Source organism: Nostoc sp. DedSLP04, assembly GCF_034530775.1.
GTDB lineage: Bacteria > Cyanobacteriota > Cyanobacteriia > Cyanobacteriales > Nostocaceae > Nostoc.
On sequence record NZ_JAVRCL010000053.1, the window covers coordinates 31,027 to 44,484 of the forward strand.

General features: G+C 42.2%; 12 protein-coding genes. 7 read left to right on the plus strand and 5 right to left on the minus strand.

Annotated features, from left to right (window positions below; translation table 11 throughout):
• Positions 1-92: 92 nt before the first annotated feature.
• Both RMX89_RS25305 and RMX89_RS25310 read right to left on the minus strand, forming a co-directional pair.
• Positions 93-1,118, minus strand: a complete 1,026-nt coding sequence (locus tag RMX89_RS25305) for an ABC transporter permease (RefSeq protein ID WP_322690889.1) — start codon at positions 1,116-1,118, stop codon at positions 93-95.
• A gap of 174 nt (positions 1,119-1,292) precedes the next feature.
• On the minus strand, positions 1,293-2,945 hold the full coding sequence (locus RMX89_RS25310; RefSeq protein WP_322690890.1) for an ABC transporter substrate-binding protein: 1,653 nt from the start codon (positions 2,943-2,945) through the stop codon (positions 1,293-1,295).
• A gap of 533 nt (positions 2,946-3,478) precedes the next feature.
• On the opposite strand from RMX89_RS25310, the gene RMX89_RS25315 reads away from it, so the two are divergent.
• From RMX89_RS25315 to RMX89_RS25340, 6 genes are all read left to right on the plus strand, one after another.
• Complete coding sequence (locus tag RMX89_RS25315; RefSeq protein ID WP_289795423.1) at positions 3,479-3,805, plus strand: hypothetical protein; 327 nt, start codon at positions 3,479-3,481, stop codon at positions 3,803-3,805.
• A 519-nt stretch (positions 3,806-4,324) separates the two neighbouring features.
• Positions 4,325-5,854, plus strand: coding sequence for a photosystem II chlorophyll-binding protein CP47 (gene psbB, locus RMX89_RS25320; RefSeq protein ID WP_322690891.1), 1,530 nt, complete (start codon positions 4,325-4,327; stop codon positions 5,852-5,854).
• Between the two features lie 135 nt (positions 5,855-5,989).
• Positions 5,990-6,097 carry a photosystem II reaction center protein T gene (locus tag RMX89_RS25325; RefSeq protein WP_084227385.1) on the plus strand — a complete coding sequence of 36 codons (108 nt, stop codon included), beginning with the start codon at positions 5,990-5,992 and terminating at the stop codon, positions 6,095-6,097.
• A gap of 322 nt (positions 6,098-6,419) precedes the next feature.
• Positions 6,420-7,514 carry a 30S ribosomal protein S1 gene (locus RMX89_RS25330; protein WP_322672058.1) on the plus strand — a complete coding sequence of 365 codons (1,095 nt, stop codon included), beginning with the start codon at positions 6,420-6,422 and terminating at the stop codon, positions 7,512-7,514.
• A gap of 131 nt (positions 7,515-7,645) precedes the next feature.
• Complete coding sequence (locus tag RMX89_RS25335; protein WP_322672057.1) at positions 7,646-8,380, plus strand: HAD family hydrolase; 735 nt, start codon at positions 7,646-7,648, stop codon at positions 8,378-8,380.
• A gap of 478 nt (positions 8,381-8,858) precedes the next feature.
• Positions 8,859-9,989 carry a sensor domain-containing diguanylate cyclase gene (locus RMX89_RS25340; protein WP_322690892.1) on the plus strand — a complete coding sequence of 377 codons (1,131 nt, stop codon included), beginning with the start codon at positions 8,859-8,861 and terminating at the stop codon, positions 9,987-9,989.
• Between the two features lie 216 nt (positions 9,990-10,205).
• On the opposite strand, the gene RMX89_RS25345 is transcribed toward RMX89_RS25340, so the two are convergent.
• From RMX89_RS25345 to RMX89_RS25355, 3 genes are all read right to left on the minus strand, one after another.
• Positions 10,206-11,309 carry an AI-2E family transporter gene (locus RMX89_RS25345; protein ID WP_322684948.1) on the minus strand — a complete coding sequence of 368 codons (1,104 nt, stop codon included), beginning with the start codon at positions 11,307-11,309 and terminating at the stop codon, positions 10,206-10,208.
• A 124-nt stretch (positions 11,310-11,433) separates the two neighbouring features.
• A complete protein-coding gene (locus tag RMX89_RS25350; protein WP_322690893.1) occupies positions 11,434-11,868 on the minus strand; it encodes an NUDIX hydrolase in 435 nt (144 codons plus the stop codon).
• Positions 11,869-11,889: 21 nt separating this feature from the next.
• Positions 11,890-12,306: a hypothetical protein gene (locus RMX89_RS25355; protein ID WP_416212008.1), complete on the minus strand. Its 417-nt coding sequence runs from the start codon at positions 12,304-12,306 to the stop codon at positions 11,890-11,892.
• Between the two features lie 256 nt (positions 12,307-12,562).
• Here RMX89_RS25355 and folD point away from each other — a divergent pair, with 256 nt between their 5' ends.
• Positions 12,563-13,450 carry a bifunctional methylenetetrahydrofolate dehydrogenase/methenyltetrahydrofolate cyclohydrolase FolD gene (folD, locus tag RMX89_RS25360; protein WP_322690895.1) on the plus strand — a complete coding sequence of 296 codons (888 nt, stop codon included), beginning with the start codon at positions 12,563-12,565 and terminating at the stop codon, positions 13,448-13,450.
• Positions 13,451-13,458 lie beyond the last annotated feature (8 nt).

Below are 13,458 nucleotides of genomic sequence, written 5' to 3' on the forward strand. Positions count from 1 at the left end.
GAAACTGCATCTCTTATGCGGTATTACTGACTAAAAAAGGCGGGCAAGATGCCCACCCCACACGAAGATTACAAATAGTTAATAAACTTTTGCTAATATCGAATTCGCGGGTCTACATAAGCATTTAAAATATCAATTAAAATGCTGGCACTAACAACGATCGCACCAAAAAATACTAGTACTCCCTGGACTGTGGGATAATCGCGATCGGCGATCGCTTGATACAGTCGATTAGCTAAACCAGGCCAAGAAAATGTTACCTCTGTCAAAATCGCCCCACCCAACAGAGACGCAAAAGTTAATCCCAATACTGTAATTACTGGAATTAGCGCATTTTTTAAAGCATGGGAGGCTAAAATCTTATTTTCACCAATACCTCTGGCTCTAGCAGCTTCTACATAATCGGCTTGCAAAGTTTGCTTTAAATTCACTCGCACAATTCGCTCAAAAATTCCACTGAGCAAAATTCCTAGTGTAAGACTTGGTAGAGCCAGATGGTGCAAAGATGCGAAAAACTGGGTAAAGTTTCCACCGAGTAAGCTATCAACTGTATACAATCCAGTCACAGTAATGGGAGCGGGAAGATTGGGCGGAAAGCGGTTTGAATTGGGAAACCAACCGAGTTGGACTGAGAAAATCAACTGCAAAAGCATTCCCGCCCAAAACATGGGGAGTGCGTAGGTGATAATTCCAAATAAGCGCCCACCGACATCAAAATATGTCCCAGGACGAGAAGCCGAAAGAGTCCCAACCGCAATTCCGACCATAAGTGCAACCGCCATACTACATACTGCTAACTCCACCGTCGCTGGGAAATATTGCCCAATAATGTCCCAAACATTCTCTCCCCGACTCAACAAAGAACTTCCCAAATCAAAGCGCAACAAATTTCCCAAATAATTGAGGTACTGTAACCATAGGGGAAGATTTAAACCGAGTTGTTTTCGCAATTCTTCTTTAGCTGCTTCTGGCGCACGTCCACCGAGAATTGCATCTGCTGGATCTCCTGGTGTTGCTCTTAATAAGAGAAATACAATGGTGATAATTGTTAATAGCTGGAGTGGCGCAAGAAGCAACCGAGAAACAATGTAATATTGTAAAGCTTTAGAACGAGACATAAGTAATTTTTAATTCGTAATTCGTAATTCGTAATTCGTAATTCGTAATTTGTAATTCGTAATTCGTAATAGTTAGGCTTTTCACCACATTAAATTGTCAACTTTGCGGCTTTTAGCTGTTGGAATTTAGACCTCAAAAAATTAAATTACGAATTCCGAATTATCAACTACGAATTATTTTTTAAGTGTCTGGTAAACCAAAATTTGGGTAGGGTTAAGTTTTACGCCATTAACACCATTTCGGGCAAATACATAGTCTTTGTTTTGCCATAAGGGAACGTAAGGTACATCAGTAGTTACTTGCGTTTGAATTTCGTTAAAAATTTTCTGACGCACTTCGGGGTTTTGTTCTTTGCGTTGCCCATCAATCAGTTTATTTATAGCTTCGTTATAGTAGAACGAACCCTGAGTTTGACTGCCTCCATCTTCGCATCCTTTAGCAGTTGAACCTTTGTCACAAGACAAAAATGGCTGGACGTAATTATCTGGATCTAAAAAGTCTGGATACCAATCAAGTAAAGCTGCTGGATACAAACCCTTGGCAATATCTTTAAAAAAGGCAGGCCCTTCCGCTTGGGTAACTTCAAATTGCAGTATTCCATCCATTTTGACATCCACAAGAGATTTGAGTGTCTGTGCTGCCAAACTCCGAGTAGGTGAACTAGAAGGATACCAAACTTGCACTCTTGCAGGATTTTCTTTGGAGAAGCCAGCAGTAGTTAATAATTTTTTAGCTCGATCGAAGTTAGCATCGCCATATTTATCTTTGAATAATGGCACAGAAACTTTAAACGTTGTGGGAATCATGCTATAAAGCGGATCTGCTTGACCAAATAATACTCGCTCGTTTAAAAGTGGACGGTCAATTATGGAGGCGATCGCTTGTCTTACCTCTAATTTATCTAAAGGCTTTTGATTGCGGTTTAATACCAGATAACTTACTACACTACCTTCAGCTGCGATCGCTTGCCAATCCCCTTTTTTACCACCTTCTTCCAAACTCCGATTTTGATCTGGTTGCAGCGACAAATAAGCTACATCGATTGCACCTGTACGGAAAGCATTAAACAAATTAACCGGGCTAGTTTGAATTTGGAGATTAACACCCTTGTTAACTGGTTTTTCTCCCCAATATTTATCAAACGCATCAAATCGGATGGAATCAGTACCATACTGTCCTAATTTGTAAGGGCCAGTCCCCACAAAAATATTCGGCTTGAATTTACCAGCGCCGACTTCGTAAGCTTTGGGCGAAACTGCACACACTCCAGGAAACGCCAACAGTGAGGGAAAAGCTGCAAAGGACTTTTTCAGCTTGATTGTCAACTCATACTCGCTTGTAGGTTTTACCGAATCTACTATATCAGCTAGTAAGAATGAGGGTTTTCCTTTATTTTCAATAAAGCGCTGAATGGTAAAGGCCATTGCTTGAGCGTTAAAGGGAGTCCCATCGTGAAAAACTACTCCCTGACGTAAGGGGATGGTATAAATTAAGCCGTCTTGACTGACTTTGGGTAATGCTGTAGCTAATTGGGGTTTAATTTCGATGCTTCCTGGTTCGTAGGTGTAGAGGCGATCGCTCATATTAAACACCAAACCTAAAGCTGCTAACTCATAAGCATCAGCCGGATCGAGGGTTCTTGGCTTGGCTGTTGTACCGATAGTAATACGACCATCACCTGTAGGGGTATTTACAGAACCAGATGGCGGCGTAGTTGATTGCGGACGAGGAGCGCAACTAACAACTAAAAATAAACATAGACAGAACAAAGATAGGAATTGTGTAATCCGACCCCACCGTTTCACGGACAAGGAAAACCAGGTCATGGCGTTAATATATTTGATATCAGCGGTCAGCAATTTTACTACATTTGTGACTATTATGCTGAATCTTCACAATTTATAGTGGTTCTTGTTGCAATGGAACGCTCTGGAGCTATCTAAATCAAAAATTTGTGGCGGATACTCAACTTCATAATCAAGTTTATTGCTGTGATGCCTACAACAGGCTACGCCTATGCACTATTTGGTTACAAAAAATCATTGATGAAATACATAATTTTAAATTTAAGATTTGTTAAGTATTGAAAAGTTTTTATGTAATTAAAATTTTTAACATTGGTTAAATTTGTCGTAAATTCATAGTTACTAGAAAAATAGGTCTTGTTAAGCTTTGACACTTAGCCCAAGTAGTGTAAGTTGAGATTTCACCTGTTGCTGCTTGGGAACAGACACCGACAAAGCGTTTTCTCGTCAAGATCGGCTGTATTCTCAAAAAGAAGTGTGTTTGAACATCAGCGACTAAAGCGATCGCGATATTGTTAACAGCAGATTGAAAGTCTAATAGTGAGACTAAGACCGTGAAGTATTTCTTTCTATCTGAGGGATGGGCAGTTGCAAGAGTTTGGGCATCTGATGGACTCTGGCAAATAACTGCATGGCGACGCCAACCAGATATTCAGCGAATGAATATTTGTTTAGTCGAAGAAAATGAATTGCTCTGGCTTTATCGAGTTGAAGAAGCCGTTTTAACCGTAGAAGTGAAGCCAACAACACCAGTAATTGGTAGTCAGACCATCGGCCAAGTAGTACTCAAGCGTCTGATGAGCGCCGAACAGGTAATCGAACGCCTGGGTACAGCTGAGGCAAAGTGTCAACTGCAAAATATCCACTTGGTGGTTCAGTAAATATGGGGGACTGGGGATTGGGGATTGGGGATTAGGGATTGGGGATTAGGGATTGGGGATTGGGTAATCAGCTAGCTCAAAAATGATGTTCCGGGTTATTACCTACAGCAAATTTTAGAATATTTTCCCAGTCCCCAGTCCCCAGTCCCCAATCCCTACGTAAAGAAAAGATAAGCAAATTTCATCCTAGACGGGTATTGGTAGCGAAAAAACTTAGAGATGCTACGCGATCGCATCAATTTACACGCTTGCAAACAATTCCATCAATAGTTACACTTTTTAAAACATTCTCATTTTTGCTTGGCGATGGCTACCCTATCATAGGTAAACCTCCCGAAGCGAGTAAGCATTGCCAAAGCACCCACGCTGTCTGACTTCTTAAGACTACGCTGTGGTGATACTCTGGCTCTGGCAATAACAAAAAACAAGAGAGAGTTTTATGAGTGGCGATTTTCGTCTCTCATAACCTCAGTAAGAAAATTGCTTTGTAAACTAACTCATCGAGGAGGAGCGTAGTCGATGGGACTACCCTGGTACCGAGTACATACAGTCGTTCTGAATGATCCAGGGCGGCTGATTTCTGTACACCTAATGCACACAGCCTTAGTAGCAGGCTGGGCTGGTTCGATGGCACTCTACGAACTAGCTGTTTTTGATCCTAGTGACCCAGTTCTCAACCCGATGTGGCGTCAAGGGATGTTCGTCCTACCCTTTATGTCACGTTTGGGCGTCACTCAATCTTGGGGTGGTTGGAACGTTACTGGTGGGCCATCAACCGATCCTGGCTTCTGGTCATTTGAAGGCGTTGCTGCCGCTCACATTGTTCTTTCCGGTCTGCTGTTCCTAGCTGCCGTATGGCACTGGGTTTACTGGGATTTGGAACTCTTTAGAGATCCCCGCACTGGTGAACCCGCCTTAGACTTGCCAAAGATGTTTGGCATTCACCTGTTCTTATCTGGTCTACTTTGTTTTGGATTTGGTGCTTTTCACGTCACCGGACTATTTGGGCCAGGGATATGGGTTTCTGACGCTTATGGTGTAACTGGTGCGGCCCAGGCAGTAGCACCAGAATGGGGCCCAGATGGTTTTAACCCCTATAACCCTGGTGGTATTGCGGCTCACCACATTGCTGCTGGTGTTGTTGGTATTATTGCAGGCTTATTCCACCTGACAGTTAGACCCCCCGAACGGCTCTACAAAGCCCTACGGATGGGGAACATCGAAACAGTACTTTCTAGCAGTATTGCAGCAGTTTTCTTTGCTGCTTTCGTTGTTGCTGGTACTATGTGGTACGGTAATGCCGCCACGCCCATCGAATTGTTTGGCCCTACCCGTTATCAATGGGATCAAGGCTACTTCCGTCAAGAAATTCAGCGCCGCGTCCAAACTAACGTTGCTGAAGGTGCAACCCTCGCTCAGGCTTGGTCGCAGATTCCTGAAAAATTGGCTTTCTACGATTACGTCGGTAATAGCCCCGCTAAAGGCGGTCTATTCCGTACAGGGCCAATGGTGAAGGGTGATGGCATTGCTCAGTCTTGGCAAGGTCATGCCGTATTCAAAGATTCTGAAGGACGGGAATTGACTGTACGTCGTCTCCCCAACTTCTTTGAAACCTTCCCAGTGATTTTGACTGATGCAGATGGAATTGTCCGCGCTGACATTCCCTTCCGTCGGGCAGAATCTAAGTATAGCTTCGAGCAATCTGGTGTTAGCGTTAGTTTCTACGGTGGCGATCTGAATGGTCAGACCTTTACAGAGCCAGCTGATGTGAAGAAGTACGCCCGTAAGGCTCAAGGCGGTGAAATCTTTGAATTTGACCGGGAAACCTTGAACTCTGATGGTGTATTCCGCACCAGTCCTAGAGGTTGGTTTACCTTTGGACACGCCGTATTTGCTCTCTTGTTCTTCTTTGGTCATCTCTGGCATGGCGCTCGGACAATCTACCGAGACGTATTTGCTGGTGTTGACGCGGATCTTGAAGAGCAAGTTGAGTGGGGTCTATTCCAGAAAGTGGGCGATAAGTCAACCCGCCGGAAAGAAGCCCTTTAATTTCAGTGTTGAGTAAAGAAGTGCTGAGTTCCGAGTTAAGGCTCTGACTCAGCACGGGCTAAACGCCCCGCTTCCGCTAACAGCACTCAGCACTCAGAACTTTAATTACTGGCTGGATAAAGAGGAAATCGTAATATGGAAAGCGTTGCGTACATCTTGATTTTTACTCTGTGTATAGGTACTCTCTTCTTTGCGATCGCATTTCGCGAACCCCCTCGCTTTGAGAAACCAAAAGATAAGTAGATCCTATTCACAGACTTTTAAGCGGATTTAATCTTAATATCCGTTGCTACTAAGTATGGTGGCAACGGATATTATTGTGTTTGTCCTTTGTCATTTGTCCTTTGTCCTTTATGTTGTTTCTCACTATTGACTAATGACCAATGACCAATGACCAAATGTTGTGATATAATTTCCAATCTTGGGAGTAGATATGTGTTAATGCTAGCTTTTGTGCGCTAGGATAAAAAAGGATGTTTTGTGTAAGCTGCCATAGTACTGCCTACATAAAGCATCGCGCTTGTCACACCACCTTTACGGAGACTAGAACCAGGAACAAATCAGCATGGTCAATCAGAATTTAACCGCTACAGAAATTGGATTCACTCACGAAGATTTCGCTGCTCTACTTGACAAATACGATTATCATTTTAGCCCTGGCGATGTTGTGCCAGGAACAGTTTTCAGTATAGAGCCGCGCGGCGCTCTGATTGACATTGGTGCTAAAACCGCAGCATATATACCTATACAAGAAATGTCTATTAACCGGGTGGATAGCCCGGAAGAAGTATTACAGTCAAACGAAACGCGCGAATTTTTCATCCTTACCGATGAAAACGAAGATGGTCAATTAACCCTTTCCATTCGCCGTATTGAATATATGCGGGCCTGGGAACGCGTGCGGCAGTTGCAAGCAGAAGATGCTACTGTCCGTTCTGGCGTATTTGCAACCAATCGCGGTGGAGCATTGGTACGGATTGAGGGATTACGTGGCTTTATCCCAGGTTCTCACATCAGTACCCGCAAACCTAAAGAAGAATTGGTAGGTGAGGATCTGCCATTGAAATTCCTAGAGGTAGACGAAGAACGTAATCGCCTCGTTTTATCTCATCGTCGGGCGCTGGTTGAGCGCAAGATGAACCGCCTAGAAGTCGGCGAAGTAGTAATTGGTACTGTTCGTGGTATCAAACCCTACGGTGCTTTCATCGACATTGGCGGCGTCAGTGGTCTACTGCATATTTCTGAGATTTCTCACGAACATATTGATACACCTCATAGCGTGTTCAATGTCAATGATGAAGTGAAAGTTATGATCATTGACTTGGATGCAGAAAGGGGTCGCATTTCCCTATCTACCAAGCAGCTAGAACCAGAACCCGGCGACATGATTAAAAACCGGGATTTGGTCTACGATAAGGCGGAAGAAATGGCTGCTAAGTATCGCGAACAGCTATTAGCCAAGCAGCAAGGTGCTACTGCTGCGGCTGCACCTGCGGAAGTTCTTGCAGACGAAGATATTCCACCAGCAACAGAGCTTGACGAAGATATTCCACCAGCAACAGAACTTGAGGAAGATATTCCAGTCGTTGCGGGAATTGAAACAGAGATTCCAGCAGCAACGGAAATTGAAGAGGAAATTCCAGCAGCTATTGAAGAGTAATAGATTTTTTATAGTTTTACTTGTTTTGAAGTAAGAGTATTAAATCATTTTTATAAAGAGGGTTTTTCCCTCTTTTTTTATGTGGAGAATCGGTGAAAGTTAAGAATTGAAAGTAGTAGAAGTTAAATATTATGGCAACCATTAAATGTAAAAATATCACTTTTAGTAATATCCAGGCAATTTTGTTTGATAAAAACGGTACTCTAGAAGATTCAGAAACGTATTTGCGATCGCTAGCACAAAAGGCAGCAAGATTAATAGATGCTCAAATTCCTGGAACTGGGGAACCCCTATTAATGGCATTTGGCATCAATGGCAATTTTCTAGATCCCGCAGGTTTAATATCAGTAGCAAGCCGCCGCGAAACAGAAGTTGCGGCTGCGGCATATATTGCCGAAACAGGAAGAGGATGGTTTGAGTGCTTAAAAATAGCCCGTCAAGCTTTGGATGAAGCGGAAAAATACATTGGAGAAACTCCTTCACCACTGTTTGTAGGTAGCCTAGAAATTTTGAAATACCTGCGGGAGGGTGGTCTAAAACTTGGCATTCTCTCGGCTGCGACAACTGAAGAAGTACGCAATTTTGTAGCCAATCACCAATTAAGTAATTATATCCAGTTGCAAATGGGCGTAGATGAAGGGCCTAGTAAACCAGATCCAGTGCTATTTTTGCAAGCTTGCCAAGCTTTGGGAGTTGAACCGAATGCTACCTTGATGGTGGGTGATGCAGTTGGTGATATGCAAATGGCGCGTAATGCTAAAGCCGCAGGTTGTATTGGTATCACTTGGATAGGTAAGTCAGATAATGTCCGAGGTGCGGATGTGGTGATTAATCAACTTGATGAAATCAAGATTTTAGAGGATTAATTTAATGCGAGTTCGATGAACTCAAAAACGGCATTTGGGGCGTTTTCTGACACATTAGTTTTCAGATGACATAGAAATCATCTATGTCACAGAATATCTGTGTCAAGTCAAGTCAATATACCGTAGTGTCTGTCTGTACCTGAGAAGCTTTCTATTTTATTCGCAAAAATCATCTCAAATTAACATATCAATATAATTTTGCAATCTTTCTTTAGATAGATAGTTAAAGAGATCCGTAATATCTCTCATAGAATAAAATAATAAATTTTTTAAAATCAGGGTAAACGCATTTAAATTCTGTAATCCATAGCCAACAAGGATTTCAAATTTTATTTCCAAAAATAAATAATGTTTTAAACCTTGGCTGAGTAAGCATTATACAAATAAGATGCGTTTGTCCTGTTTTTGAGAATAAGGACATTGCAATTTCGATCGCAGTCTCAACTAATTTTCGATCGTTTTTTATTGGTGGAAGCGCATGAATTTTCAAAGCTCTGCTTCACCGGTCATCATTTCTGATTCTAATGATGTCAAAGCTGAAATGTCTTATGTTCAGGGGATAGAGCATTTAATTGAGGTTGTTCAAGCATTGTCACTAGCACGGACGCTAGAACAAATCATGGAGATTGTACGAAAGTCTGCGCGTGAGTTGACTGGGGCAGATGGGGCTAGTTTTGTACTGCGAGATGGAGATCAATGTTATTACGCAGATGAAGATGCGATCGCTCCTTTATGGAAAGGCCAACGCTTCCCGATGAGTATTTGCATTAGTGGGTATACAATGCAAAACCGTCAGTCCGTTGTGATTAGCGATATTTATGGAGATGAACGGATTCCATTTGTAGCTTACCAACCAACTTTTGTCAAAAGTTTGGCAATGGTACCGATCCGAATGTGTAACCCCATCGGTGCAATTGGAACATATTGGGCAACGTTACATCAGCCAACAGAAGAAAAAGTAAAGCTATTACAGGCATTGGCAGACACAACAGCTGTCGCAATGGAAAACGTGCAGATTTATAATGAATTAGAACAAAGAGTCCACAATCGAACTGCTGCATTAGAAAAAGAAATAGAGGGGCATCAAAAAATTGAGGCAGAAGTTAGGCGCTTATCTCTAACAGATGAATTAACTGGAGTGTATAATCGACGAGGCTTTTTTCTATTTGCAGATCGGCAATTAAAACTAGCCCATCGGCTACAAAAGCCCTGTTGTCTCTTATTTATAGATATAGATGGATTGAAGCAAATCAATGATACCTTTGGACATGAAGTTGGAGATCGGGTAATAGTAGACGCCGCAGAATTACTAAGTCAAACCTATAGAGATTCTGATATCGTTGCCCGATGGGGGGGTGATGAGTTTGTTGTATTCATTCCGAAATGTTCAGATCGTACGAATGCAATTAGTGTTCGCCTACAAACTAACATTGATTTATTTAATCAAAATTCAAGTAGAAGTTATCATCTATCAATGAGTATTGGAGTTCAAGAGTGCGTTATCAATGAAGATGTTTCATTGGAAAAACTCATATTCCAGGCAGATGAGTTGATGTACCAGCAAAAACGTGCCAAGCGAAGTTCTAGCAATAACAACAGCAGCTTTTAATCCTTTACAAAGCATATCTAATGTTAATACTCAGCTTTTTTATCTCTTTTTTCATTCCTGACAGTTCTTCCGCTATCTTGACCTAATTCTCAATTTACACTTTTTAGCTTTGTATTCGTTTAAATTACGTTAATTTCTGGCGATGATGTTGGCATCCTAAATTAGGATTTTGCAGTTGATTGCTGGACAATATCATCAATTTTTTAGTTAAGAGTTTTAAGTATAAGTTCCTGCTCTCTCACTTTTTACCGTCACAGGTTCTGACTCTATATCCTCTATCTTATTAAACTCTCCAGCTTGCCAGCTATCTGTTGTATCTTTGATAAAGCTGGCAATAGGGATCGCAATTAACAAACCCAGTACTCCTCCTAACTTTGCGCCCAGCAATAAAGAAATCACCACCCACACAGGATTTAAGCCAGTCAAATTGCTGAGAATTCGAGGTGCAATAATATTAGAATTAATTTGATCGATCGCAACAGCTACACCTAAGACTTCCACCCCTAACCAAAAATTTTGCAGCGCTACCAACAAACTTACTATGGCAATACCTACCCCCGTACCAAAGGGGAAAAGTGAAAATAAGCCAATACCAATACCAAAAAGTAAAGCTAGGGGAACTTGCAGCGCCAAAAACACCAGAGTAATTGTCACCCCTAACACAGCTCCCAATGTTGCTTGACCGATGAAGTAATTGTGGAAATCCTCTCGCAGTAATTCTCGTACTCTTGGCCCAATATTAGGGGGAAACCACTGAAAAATTCCGTCCCAAAGACGTTCACCATTCAATATTAAGTATATAGTCAGCACTACCGCCAGCAGCACATTGAGGACAATACCAATGGTATCGACAGCAAAACCAAGAATTCTACCAGTAAAGGACTGAAGTTGGTTAGATAATCGTTCCAGAACTTGGGTGAATAAACCACTTAAATTAATCGGAAGTTGCTGTTGACTTAACGCCCAATCTTGAAAAGCTTGCAGCTGCTGAGTACCAGAATCAATCCAACTGGGCAAAATATTAGCCAGTTCAACGAGTTGTTGAATAATCAGGGGAACTAAGGTGATGCCTAAAGCTACTAAAACCACCAGAGTCAAAAGTAACACTCCCCCGATCGCTAAGTTGGGTTTCACTCCTTGTTCCTGGAGAAACTGGATTGGATAGTTCAAGACAAAAGCTAGTAGGATGGCGGCGGCAATAATGCTAACTAAGGGTTGAAAATACTGTATAAGTTGGAGCAATAGCCAGCCGTTGAGAATGGCAATGGGAAATGCCATTCCTATAGTTAACCATCGCGGCAGTTTGTTTGCTGATTGCATTAGCGATCACCTCATAAGAGTTCTAACTTGATTTTGGCTTCTAGGGATGTGGGAAGTGGGGAGCAGTACCTCTGCCTCTCGTGCCCAATGACAAATGACAAATGACAAATGACTAATCCCCAAATTATGTTGGATTTTTCTCAATAAAATCCAACATAATTTTCTGATGCATTGCCCCTAAAGGTCGCACTTCGCCAGCATTTTGTGAATAATAGTTACCTTGGCGAATATCTTCTGGCGTAAATAACGCCATATCCCAGCCCTCATTCAGAACCAGTTGATTTAATTCCACCAAGAGTGGTGCATGAAAGACATGACGGATAACTCTTTCGTTGGGATAACAGCCAAATTCAACAAAGGGTGGTAGATTATAGCCTATTTCTTCTAAAATTTCTCGTTTTACCGCTACATCTGGCGTTTCACCAGGTTCGATGTGACCGCCAAACAGCGCCCAGTAACCAGGGTAGAGAATACCGGGGATGTTGTCACGCAACTGCATGAGAAACTTGTTTTTCTGGTAGAGAATTGCGATCGCTACGTGCACCTGTTGATTGTTCATATCTTTATTTTTAATTTTTAATTATTCTTCTTCTAAATAAACTTCCCCCAATTCTTTGCCAGCTAAGGGAATACTTCGGTAGCGAACTTTACCCTTAATTACAACTTCTGAACCTTCACCCAGATTTTTTTGATTGGTGACAACCCAAATTTTGCCCGTTGAGTCCTTAATTTTATAAGCCCACTGTTCGATCAGGGGAGCTTGCTTTTCTACCTGACCTTGGATGTAAACTATAGCCTGATTGTCTTGTTTTGGTTTAATCTCTCCAATTGGAGTGACATTTGTACCAATTTTTAAGCCAGCACCACGCAAACCAGGCGATGTCAAGTTACCACAACTACAAAGTCCTGCGATCAGGAAAAAAATTAACCCCAAACGGTAAGGAACAATACTGTGCCCGTACAAGAACGAAAGAGATAAATTTTTTATTTGTCGCATAAAAGCCATCAATTTATTTTGGGTATCGGGCATTGGGCATTGGGCATTGGGCATTCTTCTCCTGCTCTTCCCCACTTCCTAATTCTTTATTCTTCAGATGATGCCGTTGATCTGAGAAAATAAACATTATGAATTTACTGTGAGAGAAACGCTACGACATCAAACAGCAACACAATAATAGTCGAAAGTCAAGAGTTAAGAATCAATATTTTCATTTTGGACTTTGGACAAAAAGCGAACATAGCTGGGAATTTTCATGGAAACCAAAACTGCCAAAATCCTTGATGGGAAAGCATTAGCTGCAAAAATTCAGCAAGAACTTTCTGTTGCCATTACACAATTACAACCAAAAATTGGACGACCACCTGGTTTAGCAGTGTTGATGGTTGGTGATAACCCAGCGTCAGCCGCTTATGTACGCAATAAAGAAAAAGCCTGCGCTAAAGTTGGGATCGCTTCTTTTGGTAAGCATTTTCCTGCCGAAACTACTCTCCAAGAGTTAGAAGAGGTAATTGCTGCACTCAACCACGATAAAAGAGTGGATGGCATTCTTGTGCAATTGCCCTTACCTAACCACCTGGATGCTGTAACTCTGCTACATCAAATCGATCCCGATAAAGATGCTGATGGACTGCATCCAGTTAACTTGGGGCGACTAGTACGGGGAGAAACTGGGTTACGTAGCTGCACCCCGGCTGGTGTGATGCGGCTTTTAGAAGAATATGAGATTCCTTTGCAGGGAAAACAGGCAGTAGTGGTAGGGCGCAGTATTTTGGTGGGTAAACCGATGGCGCTGATGCTATTAGAAGCTGATGCCACAGTCACGATCGCTCACTCGCGATCGCATGACCTCAAAACCATCACCCAAAATGCTGATATTCTAATTGCAGCAGTAGGTCGTCCCGGATTGATCTCTGCTGATATGGTGAAACCGGGCGCTGTTGTGGTAGATGTGGGGATGAATCGCGTCACCGATGCTAATGGCAAAAGTCGTCTCATTGGCGATGTCCATTTGGAATCCACCGCTGATGTCGCAGGATTTATCACCCCAGTTCCTGGTGGTGTCGGCCCGATGACTGTTGCCATATTGTTGGAAAATACATTTGCTAGCTATTCTAGAGCGGCAAAAGAAGAAAGAGAGTGAGGAGTGAG